Origin of the sequence: Paenibacillus sp. XY044, from assembly GCF_002257645.1 — a bacterium.
GTDB lineage: Bacteria > Bacillota > Bacilli > Paenibacillales > Paenibacillaceae > Paenibacillus_AQ.
On the sequence record NZ_NQMO01000012.1, the window covers coordinates 81728 to 103313 of the forward strand.

General features: G+C 53.1%; 24 protein-coding genes and 1 riboswitch. Of the genes, 6 read left to right on the top strand and 18 right to left on the bottom strand.

Features of this window, described 5'->3' with window-relative positions; all coding sequences use genetic code 11:
* Nucleotides 1–34: 34 nt before the first annotated feature.
* The 14 genes from CJP46_RS31835 to CJP46_RS31900 all read right to left on the bottom strand — a co-directional run bounded on the left by CJP46_RS31835 (nucleotide 35) and on the right by CJP46_RS31900 (nucleotide 12811).
* Complete coding sequence (locus CJP46_RS31835) at nucleotides 35–1324, bottom strand: ABC transporter permease (RefSeq protein ID WP_094599653.1); 1290 nt, start codon at nucleotides 1322–1324, stop codon at nucleotides 35–37.
* Nucleotides 1317–2219 carry an ABC transporter ATP-binding protein gene (locus tag CJP46_RS31840; protein ID WP_094599654.1) on the bottom strand — a complete coding sequence of 301 codons (903 nt, stop codon included), beginning with the start codon at nucleotides 2217–2219 and terminating at the stop codon, nucleotides 1317–1319. The genes CJP46_RS31835 and CJP46_RS31840 overlap by 8 nt, the downstream gene beginning before the upstream one ends.
* Entirely contained in the window at nucleotides 2197–3135 is a 939-nt protein-coding gene (locus tag CJP46_RS31845; RefSeq protein WP_094599655.1) for an ABC transporter ATP-binding protein, read from the bottom strand. Before CJP46_RS31845 ends, CJP46_RS31840 begins: the two co-directional genes overlap by 23 nt.
* Nucleotides 3136–3546 carry a GntR family transcriptional regulator gene (locus CJP46_RS31850; RefSeq protein WP_094599656.1) on the bottom strand — a complete coding sequence of 137 codons (411 nt, stop codon included), beginning with the start codon at nucleotides 3544–3546 and terminating at the stop codon, nucleotides 3136–3138. It lies immediately after the preceding gene.
* A 52-nt stretch (nucleotides 3547–3598) separates the two neighbouring features.
* Nucleotides 3599–4315: a hypothetical protein gene (locus tag CJP46_RS31855; protein WP_179281417.1), complete on the bottom strand. Its 717-nt coding sequence runs from the start codon at nucleotides 4313–4315 to the stop codon at nucleotides 3599–3601.
* Nucleotides 4316–4540: 225 nt separating this feature from the next.
* Nucleotides 4541–5470 (bottom strand): DUF4850 domain-containing protein, encoded by a 930-nt coding sequence (locus CJP46_RS31860; RefSeq protein ID WP_094599658.1) that lies wholly within the window; start codon nucleotides 5468–5470, stop codon nucleotides 4541–4543.
* A gap of 342 nt (nucleotides 5471–5812) precedes the next feature.
* The gene (locus CJP46_RS31865) at nucleotides 5813–6277 is read right to left on the bottom strand and encodes a DUF420 domain-containing protein (RefSeq protein WP_094599659.1); all 465 of its coding nucleotides are present in this window, start codon (nucleotides 6275–6277) and stop codon (nucleotides 5813–5815) included.
* 28 nt (nucleotides 6278–6305) lie between these two features.
* Complete coding sequence (gene ctaG / locus CJP46_RS31870; protein WP_094599660.1) at nucleotides 6306–7220, bottom strand: cytochrome c oxidase assembly factor CtaG; 915 nt, start codon at nucleotides 7218–7220, stop codon at nucleotides 6306–6308.
* Nucleotides 7221–7318: 98 nt separating this feature from the next.
* Nucleotides 7319–7639, bottom strand: a complete 321-nt coding sequence (locus tag CJP46_RS31875; RefSeq protein ID WP_094599661.1) for a cytochrome C oxidase subunit IV family protein — start codon at nucleotides 7637–7639, stop codon at nucleotides 7319–7321.
* A 4-nt stretch (nucleotides 7640–7643) separates the two neighbouring features.
* On the bottom strand, nucleotides 7644–8270 hold the full coding sequence (locus CJP46_RS31880; protein WP_094599662.1) for a cytochrome (ubi)quinol oxidase subunit III: 627 nt from the start codon (nucleotides 8268–8270) through the stop codon (nucleotides 7644–7646).
* Nucleotides 8267–10117, bottom strand: coding sequence for a cytochrome c oxidase subunit I (gene ctaD / locus CJP46_RS31885; RefSeq protein WP_094599733.1), 1851 nt, complete (start codon nucleotides 10115–10117; stop codon nucleotides 8267–8269). The genes CJP46_RS31880 and ctaD overlap by 4 nt, the downstream gene beginning before the upstream one ends.
* Before the next feature lie 73 nt (nucleotides 10118–10190).
* On the bottom strand, nucleotides 10191–11234 hold the full coding sequence (coxB, locus tag CJP46_RS31890; RefSeq protein WP_094599663.1) for a cytochrome c oxidase subunit II: 1044 nt from the start codon (nucleotides 11232–11234) through the stop codon (nucleotides 10191–10193).
* 414 nt (nucleotides 11235–11648) lie between these two features.
* Nucleotides 11649–12401, bottom strand: coding sequence for a type I methionyl aminopeptidase (map, locus tag CJP46_RS31895; RefSeq protein ID WP_094599664.1), 753 nt, complete (start codon nucleotides 12399–12401; stop codon nucleotides 11649–11651).
* Nucleotides 12402–12622: 221 nt separating this feature from the next.
* Nucleotides 12623–12811 carry a hypothetical protein gene (locus tag CJP46_RS31900; RefSeq protein ID WP_036651115.1) on the bottom strand — a complete coding sequence of 63 codons (189 nt, stop codon included), beginning with the start codon at nucleotides 12809–12811 and terminating at the stop codon, nucleotides 12623–12625.
* A 377-nt stretch (nucleotides 12812–13188) separates the two neighbouring features.
* Here CJP46_RS31900 and CJP46_RS31910 point away from each other — a divergent pair, with 377 nt between their 5' ends.
* The 4 genes from CJP46_RS31910 to CJP46_RS31925 all read left to right on the top strand — a co-directional run bounded on the left by CJP46_RS31910 (nucleotide 13189) and on the right by CJP46_RS31925 (nucleotide 16138).
* Nucleotides 13189–14208: a serine hydrolase domain-containing protein gene (locus CJP46_RS31910; RefSeq protein ID WP_094599666.1), complete on the top strand. Its 1020-nt coding sequence runs from the start codon at nucleotides 13189–13191 to the stop codon at nucleotides 14206–14208.
* 95 nt (nucleotides 14209–14303) lie between these two features.
* Nucleotides 14304–14597 (top strand): transposase, encoded by a 294-nt coding sequence (locus CJP46_RS31915; RefSeq protein WP_094599667.1) that lies wholly within the window; start codon nucleotides 14304–14306, stop codon nucleotides 14595–14597.
* A 178-nt stretch (nucleotides 14598–14775) separates the two neighbouring features.
* Nucleotides 14776–15114 (top strand): DUF4870 domain-containing protein, encoded by a 339-nt coding sequence (locus tag CJP46_RS31920; RefSeq protein ID WP_094599668.1) that lies wholly within the window; start codon nucleotides 14776–14778, stop codon nucleotides 15112–15114.
* Between the two features lie 124 nt (nucleotides 15115–15238).
* On the top strand, nucleotides 15239–16138 hold the full coding sequence (locus CJP46_RS31925; protein ID WP_094599669.1) for a diacylglycerol/lipid kinase family protein: 900 nt from the start codon (nucleotides 15239–15241) through the stop codon (nucleotides 16136–16138).
* A gap of 174 nt (nucleotides 16139–16312) precedes the next feature.
* Here CJP46_RS31925 and CJP46_RS31930 read toward each other — a convergent pair whose 3' ends face one another.
* Nucleotides 16313–17671 carry a nucleobase:cation symporter-2 family protein gene (locus CJP46_RS31930; RefSeq protein WP_094599670.1) on the bottom strand — a complete coding sequence of 453 codons (1359 nt, stop codon included), beginning with the start codon at nucleotides 17669–17671 and terminating at the stop codon, nucleotides 16313–16315.
* Nucleotides 17672–17708: 37 nt separating this feature from the next.
* Nucleotides 17709–18287, bottom strand: a complete 579-nt coding sequence (locus tag CJP46_RS31935; RefSeq protein WP_094599734.1) for a xanthine phosphoribosyltransferase — start codon at nucleotides 18285–18287, stop codon at nucleotides 17709–17711.
* A 130-nt stretch (nucleotides 18288–18417) separates the two neighbouring features.
* Nucleotides 18418–18517, bottom strand: a riboswitch (purine riboswitch).
* 169 nt (nucleotides 18518–18686) lie between these two features.
* Between CJP46_RS31935 and mscL the strand changes: the two genes are divergently transcribed.
* On the top strand, nucleotides 18687–19178 hold the full coding sequence (gene mscL / locus CJP46_RS31940; protein ID WP_094599671.1) for a large conductance mechanosensitive channel protein MscL: 492 nt from the start codon (nucleotides 18687–18689) through the stop codon (nucleotides 19176–19178).
* A 104-nt stretch (nucleotides 19179–19282) separates the two neighbouring features.
* Here the strand turns inward: mscL and CJP46_RS31945 are convergent, their stop codons facing one another.
* Nucleotides 19283–19588 (bottom strand): hypothetical protein, encoded by a 306-nt coding sequence (locus tag CJP46_RS31945; RefSeq protein ID WP_094599672.1) that lies wholly within the window; start codon nucleotides 19586–19588, stop codon nucleotides 19283–19285.
* A 263-nt stretch (nucleotides 19589–19851) separates the two neighbouring features.
* On the opposite strand from CJP46_RS31945, the gene CJP46_RS31950 reads away from it, so the two are divergent.
* Nucleotides 19852–20487, top strand: coding sequence for an NUDIX hydrolase (locus CJP46_RS31950; RefSeq protein WP_094599673.1), 636 nt, complete (start codon nucleotides 19852–19854; stop codon nucleotides 20485–20487).
* 191 nt (nucleotides 20488–20678) lie between these two features.
* Here CJP46_RS31950 and CJP46_RS31955 read toward each other — a convergent pair whose 3' ends face one another.
* Entirely contained in the window at nucleotides 20679–21539 is an 861-nt protein-coding gene (locus CJP46_RS31955; protein WP_094599674.1) for a TrmB family transcriptional regulator, read from the bottom strand.
* Nucleotides 21540–21586: the final 47 nt, after the last annotated feature.

A 21586-nucleotide genomic window follows, 5' to 3' on the forward strand; every position in this document is an offset into this window, starting at 1 on the left:
AAATCCGGCGGAGGAACCACCGTTTGTTACATCCTTAAATCTTGTAAGCCTTCATCGCCTTGCGCAGCTCTTTGATGGTCGGGCGCTTGCCGTACATCAGGACACCGGTGCGGTAGATTTTCGCAGACAGCCAGCCAAAGACCAGAATGGATACCAGCAGTGTAACGAGTGATACGAGGATCTGCCAGGTCGGCACCGTTCCCATCCCGATCCGGACAAGCATCGCCGTTGGGGCGGTGAACGGAATGAAGCTCGTCACTTTAATCAGCATGCTCCCCGATGCAGTGATACTGAAAATTCCGATGTAGAACGAGACCAGACCCAGCATCGTAATCGGCATCACCGCTTGGCCGAGATCCTCGGTACGGCTGACGATCGATCCCACGGCTGCGTACAGCACCGCATACAGGAAATAACCGAAAATATAGAACAGCAGTCCGTAGAGGAGCACCGATAGGTTGATGTCCGAAACGCTCAGGCTGTAACCCTGCAAAATGTCCTGGTTATGCGGCAGCATCAGGTTCGCCCCCACCACAACGCCAAATACAGCAATTTGCACGATCCCCACCAGGAAAATACCGATCACTTTTCCGAACATCTGGGCCAACGGCGATACACTGGTGATGAGAATTTCCATAATCCGCGAGCTTTTCTCCGCCGTGACTTCGGCAGCGATCATATTGCCTGTCATCATATTGGAGGTAAAGAACAGAATCATCAGCACATAGACCACCACATAGTTCATAGCTTTCTGCATATCCTCACGATGAGTGTCTCCGCCCGCTTCTGCCTTTCCTTCCGCATTCATGCGCACCGTATCGAGCTTGACCGGTTCGTTCAGGGCGGCGATCTGCTCCGCTGACAAGGCATCTTTGGCGATGACGGTCGTCTTGACCGTCTGCAGCGCGAGCGTCAGGAAGCCGCTGAGCCCCTGCCCCATGCCGTCTTCACCGCTGGTGAAGGTCACGGCAGGAAATGCACCTTCCCCGCCATCAAACGAGAGGTAACCTTCGATCTTCCCGTCCTCAAGGTCCTTTTTCGCCTGGTCCGGGGCGGTAGCTTCATACTTGATAAACGTATAGTCCTTATTGCCCGATTGGGCGGCGTACTTCTCCAGCTCTGCGGCAATGGCCGGCTGCGAGCCGGAGAGAATCCCGATCTGCTCGGCCTTGGACGCGCTGTCCCCCTGGACAAGCTTGATGATATACGGAACGTTCATCCCGATCGTAATCAGAAGGGCAAGAATCAGGGTCGTAATGAGGAAAGACTTCGTTTTGACTTTGTTTTTAAACGTAAAACCAATAATCGTCCCGAGTTTATTCATGCGATACACCCACCTCTTGGATAAAGATTTGATTCAGCGTCGGCTCCTTGATTTCAAAACGCTCTACCGTGCTGACCTGCATCGCCTTCTGCAGAATGGCCTGCGCAACTTCCGGGGCAGCGATCCGGATATGGTATCCCCGCTCGATGCGTTCCACGGCCGTCACGCCTGGAATCATATCCAGGCCGCTTACATCGCCTGTCGTGTGAAGCAGCACCTCTTCACGCGGATAGCGGCTCTTGATATCCCGGATATTTCCCTGGACGACCGTATTCGATCTGTGCAGAATCGTAATGCGCTGGCACAGCTCCTCTACATGCTCCATCCGGTGCGTGGAGAAAAGAATGCTGGTACCCTGATCCCGCAGCTCCTTGACGGTCGCCTTCAACAGCTCCACGTTGACCGGGTCCAGACCGCTGAACGCCTCATCCAAAATGATGATTTGCGGCTTGTGTACGATGGCGGCAATAAAGCCCATTTTCTGCTGATTCCCTTTGGACAGCTCCTCGATCCGCTTATCGTAGTACTCCGGAACGTCAAAGCGTTCTAACCAGTAGCGCAGGCTCTTGTCCGCGTCCTGCTGCGACATGCCCCGAAGGCGGGCAAGATAGACGATCTGCTCGCTGACCTTGATTTTCGGATACAGCCCTCTTTCCTCCGGCAGGTATCCCATGATTTGCTGAAGTTCCGTATGATAGGGCTTGCCGTTATACAGAATCTCTCCCCCGTCCGGGTAAATCAGGCCCAGTACCATGCGCATCGTTGTCGTTTTGCCGGCACCGTTCGCACCGAGCAGTCCGTAAATTTCTCCTCTGCCAACCTCCAGCGAGATTTGGTTGACCGCGGTTTTGTCTCCATACTGTTTTACCACGTTAACTAGTTTTAATGGTTCCATGTATCTGCTCCTCCCCCTCCTGCACACCGGCAGGCTTATATCCTTGCACCCACAAGCTTAAAATCTCGTCCAGCTCCAAAGCCCGTGTCTTCAGTACGTTGATACCCGAATCATACAAGATCTGTTCCAGCTCGCGGCAGGACGTCGTCACCACCCGGGTCACGCCATGAGATTCCTGCTGCATCTGCACGATGTTTGGCAGATCTTCCAGATCAGCCGCCGGGCAGACTGCCCACACTTCCTTCCAGTTGTCCAGCAGACTGTCCTTCTCCGCCATTCCCATCCACTTTCCGTGGTGAATCAGCATGACGTAGTCCGCCAGCCTTTTCACTTCATCAATGATGTGCGTGGAGAGCACAATCGTCGTATCCTCGGTCTGCAAGCATTCCCTAAGCACTTCAATCATCATTTTCCAGGCAAAAGGGTCCAGGCCCGACGACGGCTCATCCAGCAGCAGCAGCTTAGGATGCGGCGCAAGAGCCGCGGCGATTTCGTATTTGCGGCGTTCTCCCTTGGACATTTTGCGGAGCCTCGTTCCTTTCGGTACCTGAAACTGATCGCACAGCTTTTCAAAATAGGGCTGATCCCAACCGGGATACCAATATGCCCGAAAAGAGGCGGCTTCCTCGGCGGTCAGGTTATCCTCCTCCAGGTTGGACTTTTCCGCCACATATCCGATCTCTCTGCGCACTTCGGAGGGAATACCTTTGCTGTAAGATTGCCCGAACCAGGAAATGCGTCCCGCATCGGGAAAAACCGTCTGAAGCAGCATGTGGATCAGCGTACTCTTGCCGGAGCCGTTCTCGCCGATCAACCCGTACACATATCCTTTCGGCAGGGAAAGGTCGATCGGCCCGATCGTTTTATGCCGTCTTTGCTTCGTCACGCCTTCCAATCGTATGATGGGCTGTTCCATTTATGCCTCACCTTCCTCCTTCTCCGGACGGTACTTTTGTTTCAATATCGATAAGAACAGTTCTTTCAGCTCATCTTCCTCGCATTTGACGGACATTCCGACATCCACCGCATGGCTGAGCGCCTCTTCCACCGCTTCACGCCGGAATACTTCACGCTGTGAAGTACCGACCTTGGCGACAAACGTGCCGGTTCCCTGCTTCGTTCGCAGGAGACCTTCGCTCTCCAGATCCTGGTACACTCTCCGGACCGTAATCACGCTGCAGTTCAGCCCGCTGGCAAATTCCCTAATCGACGGCAAAAGCGTTCCCTCCTCGATTTGTCCGCTGATGATCAGCGATCTTAATTGGGATTCGATTTGATGATAGAGCGGTTCAGCGCTGTTCTCATTCAATTGTATAGGTATCCACACCTTTCGCACCTCACCTTGCTATACTCGTCAATCCTCGTATTGGTTTCAAAGCTTACACCAGATCTCTAGATTCCAGCCTGCGGAGCGTCCCGATCGAGCACAGCACGAGGCTGATGGCCCCTGCCAGCAGCATGCCCCACATGACCGGCGAGAGCAGACCCCACCTTTCGGAAACCTCCACCGTGTACATCAGCAGGTTCCCTCCCGCAGCAAAAATTGCTGCCGCTGCCACCACGGAGCCGGCGAGGAAAATGAGGGTCGACAGTAGATAAGCTTTGCCATGGTTGGAAAACTCAAAATAGATATACGGACCGGTCATCATGAAGCCGTAGCCGATCCATGTCAGCGCAAAAGCTAAGTAATGGCCAACCCTCATCTGCTCCAGCAAGGTTCCCGGCACGAAATGCAAAATGATAAAGAAAATGATGCCGTTCACGACAAAGGCCAGCGCCGATTGCATCACCCGGTATGCCAGGACCACTCGATTAGAGATCGGCAGCACCCGGAAGAACGCCAGCATCTGCGTATAGGAATCTTCCGTTAAATACTTGAAGGATCTTCGGGAGAAATAAAATCCCAGCATAGGGATTAACATCAGCAGGATGAAATCGGCTACCGGACCGAGGGTTCGGGCCTCTTCGCGCCCTAGCATCATGATCCCTGTGGTTCCTCCCATGTAGGCTGCAAATATGAAGGACCATAGGAGGTACTTTTTCTCGCCGCGCAGATCCTTTCGTACCATCATCCAAGCGTCTTTTATTGTGTTCAACAACAATCGCCCTCGCTTTTTCCGTAATCCATAGAAGTGTATACAGCACAGGTTAACTGTGCTCATTCACCCTTCAGTGTGTATACTGTGTATATGTTTATACACAGTATACAGTGTGAATACCGGAGATGCAACAGCGAAATGAAAATATTAACAAAAAAACGCACCACCCTATGGTTGGGTGATGCGTGAAACAGGCATATTGGGTTGGGAAACACTGGGAATTCACAAGTAAGACTGAACCGAAAAATCGGCGGCCACGGAACTCGGGAACCGGGCAAAGAAATCGAGCATCACGTTCGCCATGTCCATATCTTCCGGCGGAACGCTGATTTCGTAACGGGTAAACATCGCATCCTGCGGTTCATGGCGCTCAAACGCGGCGCCGACCGTCTTGTAAGCCGTGCTGCCCGGCGGCAGGACATACGTTACGACATGATTCCGGACGTAAGTATGATGCAGGAACTTCATCGGCTTCCCGGGAAAGCCCATTTCTTCGGCCCAGTTCTTTAACGCCGTGAAATAAGAGCCGATTAACGCAATGTTGCATCCCTGGCATGGGCCGCCGTCCAAGTATACGGCCCTGCGGTCCGGATGCAGCGGGTCAGCGAGCTCCAGGCCCACCGATCCATTGGCTCCGGTGTCGGCCCGGACGACTTCCCAATGCCTCGGTGCGAGGAGCAGATGCCCCCAGGTTCCCGATTGATCGCTTAGCCAGAACGCTCCCAGACCCGACAAGACCTTCTCCGGGATGACGGTGTCGGTCTTCACCTGCAGCGGATTTGCCGGCTGCATCATGGGTGGATCACCAACATTATAGTTCCCTTCGATACAGTACAGTGGGATCTGCTGGTCCTGAGCTTCCTGAGTGCCATGCCGCAGCTTCATCACTCCGCATTGAACGCTGCTCGGTTTGAAGCCCGCCCCTTGCTGCTGGCCGGAGGTTCCACTGCCTGAACTGCCGGTACCTTGGTCCGCTGCCGGACCCTTGTCCGTTCCGTCGGCCTGAGCCGCCCGGTCACCATCGGTCACAGCCGTTATATACTTCGGCTGGAAGAGCGAAGTGGTAAACATGACGATCAAGCCGCACACCAGCAGCAGCTTCATGACCGATACAAGTTTTCTGTTATGTATAAAATTTCTGCTTCGCCTCATGTTATCCCCATACCTTTTCTCAGCATCGTTCACTAAACCTTATATATGAATAACGCTTGAAGAAGCGCAAAAGTTTCCGCTAGATAGAATGAACCAAAGAAATAAATGTTATTGGGCCGTATGGGACCGTTATAACAGGAAGTTCAATGCAAAATTTGAGTTCAATCTATATATTTCATTTTTCTAGAACTTTTTTAACCATTTTTAATGCGCCCGACGCCTGTCCTCCCAAAAAAGTATTGCTGCCCTTTTGACTATAGAATCCACTGCATCCCACGCAAACAAAAAAAAGCCCGGCGGATTTATTCCACCGGACTTCCTTCTCTATCCGATCCACTCGGGTTATGCTCCCAAAATAACGTCCCATACCGGTTTCGTGTGCCCGCCGGGATACAGAACGTACAGCAGCACGTAAACCAGAACGCCGGTAATGGCCGTGACGAACCAAATGCTTGCCGTAACCCGGCCCCATTTCCGGTGCTTCGCAAACTTTTCCCGGAAGGCGAGGACCAGCGTCGTAATCCCGAATACCGCGGCAACCGTCGCCAGAACGATATGGAAGATCAAGAAGATCTGATAGTAGATCTTCATTTCGTCCGAACCACCCCATGACGTGTTGCCGACAAAGGCCGTTCTGGACACGTAAATAATGAAAAACAGCAGCGCTGCGATCGCGCCCCAGATCATCACTTTTTTATGGGCGTCCCGTTTGCCTTGAATGATCAAAGCCCATCCGATGGCCACCAGAATCGCACTGATGACGATAAACGATGTGCTGATCGTAGGGAACAGCGTATACAAATCCATGAAAATCCTCCTTAACGCTTCGACCAACTCATGCCCGGTTCAAAGAACCGTCAGAAAGATCGGTAGGAATGATATCGTCGTCATCCTCTTTATTTTCGCTCTTATACCAGCGGAAGAACACCCTAGCCAGCATCGAAGCAAATATAAATTCCTGAATGAATTTCATGACGATGCCGCCCAGTTGTTGGTCGACCTTGGTGCTCAGCCCATAGAAAAAGCTTGGTCCGCCGAAAGTCTGCAGCAGAGCCGACGTATCACCTGATACACAGTATCCCATCGCTTTAGCCCACGTATTAGGGTCGCTGTACGTCGCATACATCGGATGCGTCGAGAAAATGATCAGACCGCAAGCGGGTGTCAACAGCACCATGTTCAGAAAAATAAACCCGATCTTCGCAAGGCCCGATGCCTTGTCTTTCTCCGGCAGCGGATTGATGAGATTCCACCACATGAGCGCGGCCGCGATGAACAAAACGATATAGTACAGCCGGTGCACCGCAAAATGAAGCATGACATAATCGTGGATCGCGGGGATATGGTAGAACGAAAACAATCCGTTAAATACCACGGCCGCAACCACCGGCTTAGCCAGAAAACCAAGCTTCTTGAACGGGTTTATCCGGTCAAATACACGCCACAGCCATGTCGGGATCCCCAGCATAATAAGCGGTGTAGCGACCAGGTAAGACAAAGCCATCGATGTCATGTGGAACGTAAACATAATGTGGCCCAGCAGACTCACCGGTCCGCCCTGAGCGAGATACAGGAAGAACATACCGCTGACGAACATGATCTTTTTGCCTATCGATACGGGCTCGGCATCCGCAAACTTCTCACTGAGCGGGCCGATGACAACAAAATACGCAGCCGTTACCAGCAGCATAAACGCCAGAAACAACGGACTGAACAAAGCGGCAAAGCTAAAATATTCTAACCCCAGCATATGAAAACCTCCTCCCGCCGGGCGGAATTTCTGTCGATATTGTGACACCTTGATGCCATTTAAAAAAAGAGGGGGCATCGGGCCCGCCTCTTTTTATTTTACCACCAAACCCAATACAATGCTGTGACGATAGCAGTAAAAGCGACAAATGCGCCTCCGCTCATGAAAATGATCGGCATCAAATGTCCTTTATCTTTCAAGTGCATCCAGTATCCTAACTGAACCAACGCCTGCAGCACGGCCATCACGACGAGAAGAATAACAGTGAAGGCGACGTTCACCCCGCCAGCCATAACCGAAGCAAAAGCGATGGCGGTCAGGATAATGGAGAAAACAAATACGACGACATGCTTTTGAGGTCCTTCATGACGATGACCGTGTTTGACCGTATCGTCTTGATGCTGTTCAACCGTAGTCATAATCTTAGCCCACCTTTCCAAGCAGGTAAACGACCGAGAAGATGAAAACCCATACGACGTCGATAAAGTGCCAGTACATGGCCGACACGTAAACCTTCGGAGCCGTTACGACCGTTAATCCCTTTTTGTACAGCTGGCCGATCAGTATACCGATCCAGCATACACCGAATGCAACGTGAGCTCCGTGGAACCCGACCAGCGTGTAGAACGCTGAACTGAATGCACTCGTCGTCATCCCGAATTTCTCGGCGGTGACATATTCATGGAACTCGTAAATCTCGAGGCCAAGGAACCCAAGGCCCAGAATAACCGTAATAATCAACCACAGCCTTAGTGCAGCTGCTTTATGGCGGTGCATCGCCTGTACGGCGAATACACTCGTCAAACTACTGACTAGCAGGATCAACGTGGCTGCAGCCGTCGTTGCCAGCGAGAAGAGCTCATTGGATGTCGGGCCGTCATTCGTCTGGTTGCGAAGCGCCAAAAACGTGGCGAACAGGGTACCGAAGAGCACCGACTCCCCGCCAAGGAAGAGCCAGAAACCAAGCACTTTGTTGCGGCCTTCCAGGGTTGCCTTCTCCGGTTCATGCGGCAGTGAGCCGTTTACCGATTCTGCGTGTGCCGATGTCATGCTTTAACCCCCTCTTCTTCCAGTTCTTCCGGTTCGATATGCCAGCCGTGATCGTCAAACAACGAACGAAGCAGCATCGATCCGAAAGTAATGACAAGTCCGATAATGACGACGATCCAGTTGTTGAAGATCATGCTCATAAAGGAATTGTTGAATTGCTCATTGCTGAACATCAGTCCCAGACCGGCGATGAAAATACCGACGGACATTACAAAAGGCAAAATCGTTGGCGAAGGCATATGGATAGATCCCAGCGGTTCTGCAGGAGTCATCTCTTTGTTGCCTGCCATTTTTTCTTTCCAGTAAGCGTCAAGTCCGCGTACCAGCGGAATTTGTTTAAAGTTGTACTCAGGCGGCGGAGATGGAATCGCCCACTCGAGCGTACGTCCGTCTTCCCAAGGATCGTTGGCTACGCCTTTTGGCTTGGCAGCTGTTGCAAAAGCGTTGAACAAGAACAGCAGAACGCCGACGGCCATCAGGAACGCGCCGACCGTACTTACCATATTCAGCGTATCGAAGCCCTGGTTAGGCAGGTACGTAAAGATACGACGCTGCATACCCATAAGTCCAAGGAAATGCTGTACAAAGAATGTCAAATGGAAGCCGATGGCAAAGAACCAGAACGTCCATTTCCCAATCGTTTCGTTGAGCACCCGACCAAACATTTTAGGCCACCAGTAATGAAGACCTGCAAAGAGACCGAACACCAGACCACCTACGATGACGTAGTGGAAGTGGGCTACAACGAAGTAAGTATCATGGAACTGGTAGTCCGCCGGCGCAGATGCCAGCATGACCCCGGTAACGCCACCCATTACGAATGTAGGAACGAAACCGATAGCAAACAGGTTTGCGCTCGTAAAGCGGATTTGTCCGCCCCACATCGTAAAGAGCCAGTTGAAGATCTTGATCCCCGTCGGAACGGCGATCAGCATCGTCGCGATCGAGAACAGAGCGTTCGCAATCGGTCCGAGACCTGTAGTAAACATGTGGTGAGCCCAAACCATGAAGCCCAGGAAGGCAATCAGGATGGTCGCGAACACCATCGAGCTGTAACCGAAAAGACGTTTGCGTGCAAAAGTCGGAATAACTTCGGAAATAACCCCGAAAGCAGGCAAGATGAGAATATATACTTCAGGGTGACCAAAGATCCAGAAAATATGCTGCCAAAGAACGGGGTTACCGCCATTGGATACTTCAAAGAAATTCGCTCCCAAAATACGGTCAAACGAGAGCAGTACCAGACCTACCGTAATGGCAGGGAAAGCAAACAAGATCATGGCGGAAGTAATGAAAGATGTCCATGTGAACATCGGCATCCGCATAAAGGACATTCCCGGTGCGCGCATCGTGATGATCGTCGCCAGGAAGTTAATGCCACCGATCAGCGTACCGAGACCGGCGATCTGGAGACCGACTGTATAGAAGTCGACACCGTGCGTCGTACTGTACGTTGCAGTGGACAACGGCGTATACGCCGTCCAGCCGGCGTCAGGCGCGCCGCCCATAATCCAGCTCAGGTTCAGCAGAATTCCGCCGAACAGGAACGTCCAGAAACCAAGTGCGTTGACGAATGGAAAAGCGACGTCACGGGCGCCGATTTGCAGCGGAATGACCGCATTCATCAATGCAAAGATCACAGGCATGACACCAAGGAAGATCATGGTCGTCCCGTGCATCGTGATCAATTCGTTAAAGGTTTGTGCTGATACTAAATCATTCATAGGCTTAATCAATTGCAGACGGATCAGCATGGCTTCCACGCCGCCGAATCCGAAGAACAAGCCGCCTGCAAGCAAATACAGGATGGCTATCTTCTTGTGGTCCACGGTGGTGAGCCAGTCCATCAAGCCCGTATGACGCTTGACACTGTGAGCATGAGCCAAGGTTGGTACCCCCTCTTATTCAATCTTGCTGTTACTAGTAATTCAATTTATAGTTGGCCAAGTAATCGGCAATGCCATCGATTTGTTCGTCAGTCAGACCGAGATCCTTCGGATTAGGCATTTTGTTGCCCGGCTTAACGGCTTGTGGATCCATCAGCCATTCTTTCAGGTTCTCCTTGACTGGTTTCCCGCCATCTTGGCCTTCGTTCAGCAAGATACCTGCAACCGATTCACGGGAACCGATGCCGGTAAGGTTAGGACCTACAGGTCCGCCTTGATCGCCAACAGCATGGCAGGACAAGCATTGTTTCTTGAAGGCTTCTGCCAGAGCCGGATCTTCAGGAAGCACAGCCGGTGCCTTCATGGCAGTTACCCAATTATTGAAGGAATCCGAATTAACCGCCTTAACCTTGAATTCCATGAAACCGTGGGAAGGTCCGCAGAGCTCCGCACATTTACCACGGTAAACGCCTTCTTTATCGGCGCTGAAACTGAATCTGTTAATGGTTCCATCCGGGTTGGTATCCATTTTACCGGAGAGCGAAGGAACCCAGAACGAGTGGAGTACATCCGCCGTTTTCAGCTCAAACGCAATCTTTTTCCCTGTCGGAATGACCAGGGTTTGGGCCGTTTTCACACCATACTGCGGATACTCGAATTCCCACCAGTATTGGTGCGATGTAACCTTAACCTGTACAGCGTCCTTATCATTGTAATGATCGTCACCGAAAGCAAAGATCTGCTGTACGGTAGGAACAGCCAAAATAATAACCAGAACGAGCGGAATCACGGTCCAGATGATTTCCAGCTTGAAGTTGCCTTCGACCTGTTCAGGCACACCGTTCTGACCTTTTCTTCTGCGGAACTTCACAAGCACGTATGCCGCAATCGCGAAAACGATTACGAGCACCACAATCATGATTGAGATTGCGAGCTTCATCAATCCCAGCTGTTCTTGAGCCACCGGTCCCTGTGGTCTCAGAACCGACAAGTCCTCGCGGCCGCACCCGGCTAAAAGCAGAGAAAATACTGCGAGCAAGGGAAGAAGTCGCTTTACAGCCTGCCACCGTTTCATCATTGATCTACCCCACTTTTTCCATTTTCGCAGGCTCCGCTGAAAGCACATTCAACGGCCATCCACCTGCACTATCACGAATGATTTGCTACTGTCAATTAAAACAATCACCTATTAAATATAAGTTTCCAGTACTATTTTGTCAATGTTTCCAACCTAGTTCACAAATTGTTCGAAAAGTGCCGAAAGTCGCGCCACAAAAGCTTTTGCAATCGTTTTCAGCGGGCTTACATCCCGCTGGTCAGCCCCTTTACGTGCAACCTGCTTCATCCTCCTTCGTATACCCAAGTTTCAACGATTACATTCATTTTTACCTGTTTTGGAATTTTTGAATCGTCAAATTCAAACAAAAAAGAACCTGTGCACAGGTTCTTTTTGTCGATCGAAATATGACAAATTGTGGCGAATCCTTCCGGGTCACTGCTGCGTTAGGATCATCGGGCCGTCCCGGGTAATGGCCACCGTATGCTCAAACTGAACACCCCTGCTGCCGTCCGCTGTTTGAATGCTCCAGCCGTCATCGTTCCATAGCACCGCCCCCGAAGGCCCGAGGGTAAAAATCGGCTCGATCGTAATGACCAGCCCCTCTACAAGCTTCAGCCCTTCGTGACGATTCCCGAACCCCGGCACGTCCGGCGGCTCATGCAGGGACTGACCGATGCCGTGCCCAACCAAAGGCCTGACGATGCCGTAGCGGCTTCGCTTCCCCACCTTCTCCACTGCGTAACCGATATCTCCGATCGTATTGCCCGGGACGGCCTGGCCGATGCCTTTATACAGCGCCTTTTCGGTGCGCTTCAACAGACGCTCCAGCGGTTTGCTTACTCTGCCGACGCCATAGCTCCAGCCCGAGTCGGCGAGCCAGCCGTGCTTGTTGACCACGATATCGATGGTGACCACGTCCCCTTCCGCCAAGGGAACATCGTCCGGAAAGCCATGGCATACGATATCGTTTACCGAAGCACATGTGGCATAAGGATATCCCTTAAACCCCTTCTGCTCGGGAACGGCTCCCTGTCGGGCCAAATATTCTTCAACCCAATCGTTGATCTGCATCGTCGTCATGCCGGGCACGATTTTTTCCGCAACTTCCCGATGGCAGGAAGAAAGAATGCGCCCCGCCTCCTGCATGTATCCGATCTCTTCCTTGCTCTTCAGCGTGATCTCCAAGCGCCGCACGTCCTTTCCGATGCTAAAGAAAATGTATCAGACCGTGGTTCAGTATATGCCCGGAGACGCACAGGCAGGTACAGAAAATACAAAAAACCGTATCCCGCGGTGGTCCCGCAGAATACGGTCATGTCATCAAGCTAGTCTTTTGGTCCATCATCATCGTGTTCAAATCATCAACTGCAATTCAATAAGCGATACGCTCGTTACGGCCAGCTTTGTTAGGAAACAGACGAATTCATCCGTCCCAACTCATGTTCCACAACCGAGGTTAATTCCTCTTCGTATCCCCCCATAATATGATATTTCCGGACGTACTCCTTAACAAACTTCTTCGGATCTTTTGGCCGGAAAATTCGTGTCATCTCGCGCAGACTTTCTTTAACTTCATTGTGACCTTTCGTTGCCATGATAGTTCCCTCCCAAAACACTTGAATGGATTGCTCCAGTTTGAGAATGCCGAAAAGACCTTACCTGACATCTGTGAAGTCGTCATTTGTAGTTATAGGTTTGGGCTGAACGCTCCCGGCTGCCGCTAAAGGTATCTGACACTAAGAATACCCTAAGAGGATGTTATTGAATCACTCCTTTCATTGTATCATATTCTATTAGCGAATACAGCTTTCCAAATAAATGTAAGGAATTACTTTTTTTCGAGTGCTCTCCTGCAGGATGCACTTTGAATGCTGCTCGTTAATTTGGATATCGGCATATCGGGTTAAATTAATGATACCGGTCAACCCATCACCGAACCGGACAACGTTCCAGAAGAAAGGAGCCGTTCCCATTGAATCGTCCCGTTCTGCTGATAACTTCCCCGGCGCTTCATGCTCCCAGCTTCCCTGTCTCTTCGCCGGAGCAGGCAAGCGTCAGACCCGAACCGCTTGAACAGGCGCACGCCGAGATCATGAAACGCTATCCAAAAATGCGCAGCTTTCTCGTCGTGAGGCGCGGCAGCCTTATTTATGAGCGTTACTATAATGAGGCCGGACCCGGCACCCTGCATGATCTTCGCTCGGCGACCAAGAGCATGACGTCCGCCCTGGCAGGCATTGCCGCGGCCCGCCGGGAGCTTCCCGGCCTGGATGAACCGCTGATGCCTTATCTGCGGAGCTATGCGCGGAAAGTCACCGACCCGCTCCTGGAGGAAGTACTGACGCTTCGGCGCCTGCTGACGATGTCGACGGGGATCCATTGGCAAACGGGCAGGACACTCGGCGAACCGATGATCCACCGTTTTCACCGCAGCCGGGCCTGGACATCCTTCGCCCTCTCCCTGCCAGTGGATGCGCATATGGCGGGCACCTTTCAATACAGGAGCATCGATTCGCACCTGATCTCGGTGCTCATCTCGGAATGCTGCGGCACGGACGCTTACAGCTACGCCCGCCAGCATCTATTCGAACCGCTCGGGATCGAATATGCCGCCTGGTCTTCCAGCCCAGAGGGGCATACGATGGGCCATATCGGCTTGTACCTGACCGCGCGCGACATGGCCAAGTTCGGGCTGTGCTGCCTCAATAGAGGGTGGTGGCAAGACCGCCCGGTCATTCCCGAAGCATGGCTCGAACAGGCGCTGACCCGGCAGCTTGACGGCTATCCCGCTTTCGGCGACTACGGATACCAGTGGTGGACGGGCCGGATGTGCGGTCAGCCGTTCAGCTGTGCCCATGGCCACGGCGGGCAGCAAATTTACTTATTTCCGGAGCTGGACGCAGTCGTCGTGTTCACCGCGGACAGCAAGGTCAGCCGCTGGAGAAACCCGAGATCCCTCCTTCAGCAGCATATTCTCGGCAGTATGGAATGATTAGGCCCGGCGGGATAATCCGCTTCCGGTCCGGGTAACTTAAATGAGAATTCAGTTCGTTTAAGGATTTCCGATGGAACGAAGGAGGACTAGTTATGAATAATGAAGATAAAGGCATGCTGCCGATTTCGCATGAAAAGGTTGAGGTCGACGGCGTATATACCAACGAATCAGGCAGAGAGGAGGCTCTCCACCGGGGGGACGAGTTTCCCGCCGACCCGATTTTGGGCTCGACGGAGTGGAAGCTGACCGAGTTTACGTTCGATAACCATCATGAAGGTCGAACGGACCCGCGCCTGGTTCCCAAAGAAAACGACACCAACAAGCGCGAGAAAATCGTCGGCCCGCGGCGGCAATTCGGCCAAGGCGGCCACGGAGGTCAAGCGTGAGGATGACGTTTCTCGCTTAAGGACGCTATTTTTAAGTCAAACCGGTTCTTGAATGGATCATTCACGGCACCCCGCTTCCTGCACCCCAGGCGGCCGGGTGCCTTTTCACTGCTCATAACTTGTCTCTGGGGTTCATATGATAGAAGACAATCCTGCCGTATAGAAGGAGTGGTCTACCTTGTCCCCTTTCAAATCATCCACCGGCCTGCCGGAAAATATCGCTGCCACGCTCTGCTACCTGTTCGCTTTTGTCGGAGGCATCGTCTTCCTTGCTGTTGAGAAGCGCAGCCGGTTTGTCCTCTTTCATGCCCTGCAATCCGTTCTGACCTTTGGCGCGATTATGATCGCCCACATTCTCTCCGGACTGATCCCGCTGATCGGCCCGGTCATTGCCGCCCTGCTGTCCATTCTGACGCTCGTCGTCTGGGTGGTCATGCTGTTTACCTCCTTGCAGGGAAAATGGCTCAAGCTCCCTTGGATCGGCGACATCGCAGAAAAGCAGCTGCGTCACCTGTAATATGCCCCACCCATTTACCGGATCGTGATGCAATTACCAGATACGTTCCGGCTAAACCGTTCCCTTTTCGGTCCGGACTTCTTACAATAAGAAGGCAGGATTTATGCGACATGGGGGAAAAGCAATGTACTTATTCATCATTAATCCAAAGTCCGGCAGCGGCAGGAGCCTCCGTTCCTGGAAGCGGGTGCGGGAGGCTCTCGATTCGAAAAAGATTAAACATGCAGCTCTGTTTACTACTAATATGGCGGAAGTTGATAAGCTGGTGTCGGATACGCTGGCTCAGCACAGCCGATGGAACGCCATCGTCGTCATTGGCGGGGACGGCACGATCCACAGCATCCTGCCGGTATTGAAGCGGACCGGCATCCCGCTCGGGGTGATCCCGGCCGGATCGGGCAATGACACCGCCCGGGGGTTCGGCATCCCCCGCGATCCGCTGGCCGCGCTGGAGCTCATCCTAACCGGCAGCGCCAAAGCGGCCGATCTCATCTCGGCCGCGGGCATGCCCGTCATGACGGCCGTGGCCGCCGGCTTCGATGCGCAGGTCAGCGAGAACGTGAACGGCAGCCGGTACAAAAAGATTTGCAACGCCGTCGGTGCCGGGCGCCTCGCTTACGTTATCGGTGTTCTGCACACGCTGATGACGTTCAAGCCGGGCCCTGTGACCGTCACCTGCGACGGACAAACGGTCAGCTACCCGTCAGCCTGGCTGACCGCGGTCAGCAACGTGCCCAGCTACGGCGGCGGACTGGTCATCAATCCGCAGGCGAAAGCCGATGACGGCATGCTGGACGTATGCGTGGTCCATGATTGCTCGCGGCTGCAGCTGCTGCTTCTGTTCCCGACCGTCCTGAAGGGAACGCATGTGAAGCTGCCGATCGTGACTCTCTTTCGTGGAAACACGGTCGGCATCAGGTTTGACCGCCCGCGCTTGGCGCAGGGCGACGGCGAAGACGTATCCGCCCTCCCGATGGATTTCCGGGCGGATCCCGGTGCCATCCGGATATTCTCGGCGCTATAAACGTCTATCGACCTACATTCTAAGAAGCCAGGCCGCATTTAGTGGAAGTTTTTCTTGCGATATCAGGAAGCCCGGCCTCCGTAGCTTTACTTTCTGATATCTTAAAACAAATCAAAGGCCCGCACCGTAAGATTACGGGGCGGGCCTTTGAGCTTCTATTTTTATAGTGAGGAGTTACGCAGCATGCTCATTCTGGGCGGCTGCTCCTTTTTCCGCTGAGGAGACTCCGCCTTTAAAACCGTTAAACATCAAGTTCAGAATAATCGCCGTCACACTTCCGGCCACGATGCCGTTATCCACGAGGATACGGAAGTCTTCCGGGATGGCTTTGAACAGATCCGGCACGACGCTGACGCCAAGACCCATGCCGACGGAGCAGGCAATGACGAACAGATTTTCAAAGCGGTTCAGGTCGACCTGCCCGCCCAGCATGCGAATGCCGGAGGAGACGACCATACCGAACAAGGCGACCATCGCCCCGCCCAACACGGACGTAGGCACCAGCTGCGTCAGCGCCGCAATCTTCGGCACAAACCCGATCACGATCAGCAGGCCGCCCGCTACGACGATGACATCGCGCGTTTTGACGCGGCTCATTTGGACCAGGCCGACGTTTTGCGAGTACGTGGTGTACGGGAAGGAATTGAAAATCCCGCCGAGCACGATGGCCAGGCCTTCGGCGCGGTAACCCCGGGCCAGGTCTTTGGAGGAGATGTCTTTATCCACGATTTTGCCAAGCGCCATGAACACGCCCGTGGACTCCGCCACGCTGACGATCGCCACCAGAATCATCGTCACGATCGAGGAAACATGGAACGTCGGCGTTCCAAAGTTAAACGGCTTGACTGCATGGAACCAGCCGGCTTCCTTCAGCGGGCCCAAATCCACATGGCCGAAAATCGCCGCGGCGATCGTCCCGGCGATCAGGCCGATCAGTACCGAGATGGACCGCAGAAATCCGGTGGCAAAACGGTTCATCAAAATGATGAAAATCAACACGCCGAAGCCGAGGCACAAATTCAGCGGACTGCCAAAATCGTCGGCTCCCTGGCCGCCGCCCAGATCGTTCAGCGCGACCGGGATGAGCGTCACCCCGATAATGGTGACGACTGAACCCGTGACCACCGGCGGGAACAGCTTGATCAGCTTGCCGAAAATGCCTGAGAACAGAATAACGAAAATCCCCGACGCGATGATCGCGCCGTAAATGGCCGAGACGCCGTCCTTGAGCCCGATGGCGATCATCGGCGATACCGCCTGGAACGCGCAGCCCAGCATGACCGGCAGCCCGATGCCGAAGAACCGGTTGCCCCATACCTGAAGCAGCGTAGCCACGCCGCAGGCCAGCAGGTCGATCGAGATCAGGTAAGTTAACTGCTCGGTCGTAAAATCCAGAGCCCCTCCGACAATCAGGGGCACGAGAACAGCACCGGCGTACATCGCCAGTACATGCTGGATTCCGAGAGAAAAGGTTTTAAGCGGATGGCGTTTGCCTGAAAATTGAGTCGTGTCAGCCTGATGGTTCTGTTCCATGCCGGTATCATTCCTCCCGTGTAATGTTTATATTTAACTAGTCTTGATCCGCAAAAGTCACCTTGCCGTCATCCAGTGCCGCTACGCGGACCAGCGACTCGACCCGGTAGCCGGCTTCCTTCAGCAGCCGCCCGCCCGGCTGGAACGCCTTCTCGATCACGATGCCGATTCCTGCGACGGACGCGCCCGCCTGCTCCACGATCCGGGCCAGTCCAAAGGCCGCTTCGCCGTTCGCCAGAAAGTCGTCGATGATCAGCACCCGGTCCCCCGGCTGGATAAACTTTTTGGCCACCGTAATTTCGTTCGTTTCCTGCTTGGTGAAGGAGTACACCTTTTCCACGAAAATATCGTCGCGCAGCGTCAAGGACTTCTGCTTTCTCGCGAAGATCAGCGGTACTTCCAGCTCCAGGGCGGTCATAATCCCCGGCGCAATCCCGGACGACTCGATGGTAAGCACCCGGTTTACGGCTTCCCCGGCAAAGCGGCGCGTAAACTCGCGGCCGACTTCCTTCATGAGCACAGGATCCATCTGATGATTCAGGAACGAATCCACCTTCAATACCTGATTGCTGAGCACGATGCCTTCATCCAGTACTTTTTGCTTAAGTAATTGCAACTTGCTTCCCCCTTTAATAACGTTCCATTCCTCTGTAAAATACAAAAAAAGCCCATCTCTCCCCTGCCCTTCATCAGGCAGAAACAGACGGACTCCCGCGGACAAACTCAAAAATTTCGGACAAGCGCCCGAAAGAGATCGTTCATCCCGTAGTCCGATCATTCCGGTGATCGGGTAGAGACATGCAAGCCGATTCCTGCACATATACGAGAAACCTATATTCATTCATAGATTGGTTAAAATGACAATGCATGAAGTATAACGCATAATGGGCTCAAAAATAAAGAGGTATTTGATGGACAATTGAAAACATTTCAGAAACAAATGCCGGTTTCCATGTTACACCCTATAGACAGGTCTGCTAAAATAGATGCATGACATTCGGGAGGTTTTGGTGAAATGAAAGGATTTATTCATGAGTTTAAAGAATTCGCGGTGCGCGGCAACGTGATCGATCTGGCCGTCGGGGTCATTATAGGGGGAGCTTTCGGGAAAATCGTCTCCTCGATCGTGAGCGACATCATCATGCCGCCGATCGGGGTGCTTCTTGGCGGTGTGAACTTCTCCGATCTCATTATCCGCCTGAACGGAAAAACCATGGAGAACGGCAGCAAGATCACCACACTAGCGGAAGCACAAAAGGTCGGGGCGCCTGTCATTGCATACGGGCAGTTTCTGAATACGGTGATCGATTTTCTGATCATCTCGTTCTGTATTTTCTTGCTCGTTAAAGGCATCAACTGGATCAAAAGCCGGGAGCACGAAAAGCCTGAGCCGGAGAAAACGACCAAGGAATGCCCGTACTGCCTGTCGGAAATCCCCGCGGCCGCTACGCGCTGCGCGCACTGCACCTCTGTGCTGGATACCGATCCCGAACCACAGCAGGTTTGAGGGAATCTAATCAAGGAAGCCAGACTGAGCTGACTTGAGAGCTTGCTTATACTTTTCTATCAAAAAAAAGACCGCCAGCCCCTTTCGGAAATCATCTTCCGAAATCAGAGGCCGAGCGGTCCTTTTGGCATCAGGGTGCCGATGACGTTTTTTAAATCACGGTCTTCCGTGTATTTCTCTTTTCCGGTGTCCAGCTCCGTGATCCGAATCGACGTGTATCCGGCGCTAGGCTCGAGCGGAACAAATTGCAGCTCATCCCGTTCAGCAGCCTTCACGTTATATTTCATGTCCTTAAACATTTGAATGAGCTGATCTTCGGTGGGGCGTCCGTCCTCCCCCGTCCAGATCAAGCCTCGGAGATGCTTGTTTCCTTCCGGATGTTTGACCTCAAACCGCACGATGCATTCCATGGATCGTTCTTCCTTTCTGTTCTTGATCGGTGGTTTCTTGCACATTAGCGGCTAAAATGCACTAATTCGTCTAGCAACAGGCACATTTGCTGTATCGCTATTTCTCTCCAAACGAGGGTTTGAGGTAAAATTAGATGCACTTTTGCAGTTATTAGCTGAAGTTGGGTCGGATTGATTTTGTTTTAAGCCAACCCTCTTTCTTGTATTGCTACTTTCCCGGTAATCCCCCATAATTCAAAAATATGAATGGAGGTCTTCGCCATATGAAAAAAGAATTCTTCGACATTTATAACGACGACCACGAATGGATCGGAACCGCTTCGCGAGAAGAAGTTCATGCCAAGGGTTATCTCCACCATACGTTCCACTGCTGGATCGTACGCGATACTCCGGATGGACGCAAGGTTCTTTTCCAAAAGCGGCAGACGTCCAAGGACACCTTTCCGGGGTACTACGATATAACCGCAGCCGGACATCTGGCGGCCGGAGAAACCGTCGCCGATGCGGTCCGGGAGCTGGAGGAAGAACTCGGCGTCACCGTCAGCCTGGACCAGCTGATTCCGCTTGGAACCGCCGATTACGAGAATCAGGGGATAGCCGGCGGCAGGGCTTTTATCGACAGGGAAAGATGCTTTATCTTCGGCGCCAAGCTGGATCTGCCTCTGGCCGCCTACCGGCTTCAGGCCGAGGAACTGACGGGCCTCTACGAAGCCGATCTGAACGATGCCCTGAAGCTGGCAAAGGGCGAACTCGAGGAAATGCAAGCAACCGGCATCCTTTCGGATCCGCGACCTGCTTCCGACTCCGAAACCTTTGGTTGTACGGTGAGTTTACAGCATTTTGTACCGCATAACAGTGATTATTATCACACCGTATTTACGAAGCTGCTCGGGTTGTAGCGGAATCGGCATTTACCGAAACCTTGCCCAATCCGTGAAGCGGCCCCGTTAAAACAACTATGCTATGCGGTATCGATCATTTGTAATCGTTAAGGCCATGAACACTTTAACGGCATCCATGATTGAAGAAACAGATCCCGTTTTCAACGGGTAACAGCCCACATGATTAGGGCCTCTAAGCCTTCAGACTCCTACGAGTCTTCTTCCGGATCCTCAGGACCGTCGAAATCCCCCGCTTCTTCGGATACAGCCCCCGGATCGATTTCCACATACTTGCGGTAGATCCGCTCGTAAGACGGGCCGTACCGCTCCGCCAGCTCGCCGCCCAGGTCCTGCTCCACCTCATAGAGCACCATCTCCTGCGTAAAATGGTGAAGCAGCAGCTCCACCATCACCGGATGCTCGGTGACGAGCGCCTGTGTGGCGCAGTCCTCCCCGCGCATGCCCAGCATGCACCAGCGGCGGTCAATGACGAAGGAAAACTTGCGGCCCTTCAAGGCCCGCCGATCCCCTTCGTCCAGATTCCACGCCGGCCAGGGAAGCAGCCGCTCCATGCCGGTATCGCTGCCAATGCAGGACCAGAGCAGTTTTACTCCCCGCTGCTCCGCCTGCTCCAGCTCACTGCGCATCAAAGCCGCTTCCTCACGCCAGACGTCGACGACGATTTCGTGCTCCGCGCGATCGAGCTCTCTGGCCAGCGCCTCCATGACGCTCCGATCCCCTTCCAGGTTGTAGAAGGGCTGCTGATCCGGTTCTACCCGCGGCATCCGGTTCTCGATGAACGAAAGCGATTCCTTCATTTGCCCCGCGATCATTCGGGTAAGCTCCTCCGTCTTCAGCATGCTGTAGCGGACCGGATCACCTTCGCTGCGGTGCAGGTATCCCTGCTGGCATAACCGCTGCAGCGTCGAGTATACATTGGAGCGGGACACACCCAGCCCCTTGGCCACCTCATATCCGGAGGACGGGCCTTTGCCCGCCAGCTCCACCATTATTTTCGCTTCCATCTCCGTGAATCCGAGATTCCGCAGATGATGTAGCAATTGTTCCATTACGTTTTGTCCTCCCAAAGATGCCTAAAACCTCTATCCGCCAAAAA

Coding starts and splice junctions, on each gene's coding strand:
- CJP46_RS31835 (WP_094599653.1), bottom strand. CDS start 1,324: ATGAATAAACTCGGGACGATTATTGGTTTTACGTTTAAAAACAAAGTC.
- CJP46_RS31840 (WP_094599654.1), bottom strand. CDS start 2,219: ATGGAACCATTAAAACTAGTTAACGTGGTAAAACAGTATGGAGACAAA.
- CJP46_RS31845 (WP_094599655.1), bottom strand. CDS start 3,135: ATGGAACAGCCCATCATACGATTGGAAGGCGTGACGAAGCAAAGACGG.
- CJP46_RS31860 (WP_094599658.1), bottom strand. CDS start 5,470: ATGAGGCGAAGCAGAAATTTTATACATAACAGAAAACTTGTATCGGTC.
- CJP46_RS31865 (WP_094599659.1), bottom strand. CDS start 6,277: ATGGATTTGTATACGCTGTTCCCTACGATCAGCACATCGTTTATCGTC.
- ctaG (WP_094599660.1), bottom strand. CDS start 7,220: ATGCTGGGGTTAGAATATTTTAGCTTTGCCGCTTTGTTCAGTCCGTTG.
- CJP46_RS31875 (WP_094599661.1), bottom strand. CDS start 7,639: ATGACTACGGTTGAACAGCATCAAGACGATACGGTCAAACACGGTCAT.
- CJP46_RS31880 (WP_094599662.1), bottom strand. CDS start 8,270: ATGACATCGGCACACGCAGAATCGGTAAACGGCTCACTGCCGCATGAA.
- ctaD (WP_094599733.1), bottom strand. CDS start 10,117: ATGGACTGGCTCACCACCGTGGACCACAAGAAGATAGCCATCCTGTAT.
- coxB (WP_094599663.1), bottom strand. CDS start 11,234: ATGATGAAACGGTGGCAGGCTGTAAAGCGACTTCTTCCCTTGCTCGCA.
- CJP46_RS31900 (WP_036651115.1), bottom strand. CDS start 12,811: ATGGCAACGAAAGGTCACAATGAAGTTAAAGAAAGTCTGCGCGAGATG.
- CJP46_RS31915 (WP_094599667.1), top strand. CDS start 14,304: ATGAATAATGAAGATAAAGGCATGCTGCCGATTTCGCATGAAAAGGTT.
- CJP46_RS31925 (WP_094599669.1), top strand. CDS start 15,239: ATGTACTTATTCATCATTAATCCAAAGTCCGGCAGCGGCAGGAGCCTC.
- CJP46_RS31930 (WP_094599670.1), bottom strand. CDS start 17,671: ATGGAACAGAACCATCAGGCTGACACGACTCAATTTTCAGGCAAACGC.
- mscL (WP_094599671.1), top strand. CDS start 18,687: ATGAAAGGATTTATTCATGAGTTTAAAGAATTCGCGGTGCGCGGCAAC.
- CJP46_RS31945 (WP_094599672.1), bottom strand. CDS start 19,588: ATGGAATGCATCGTGCGGTTTGAGGTCAAACATCCGGAAGGAAACAAG.
- CJP46_RS31950 (WP_094599673.1), top strand. CDS start 19,852: ATGAAAAAAGAATTCTTCGACATTTATAACGACGACCACGAATGGATC.
- CJP46_RS31955 (WP_094599674.1), bottom strand. CDS start 21,539: ATGGAACAATTGCTACATCATCTGCGGAATCTCGGATTCACGGAGATG.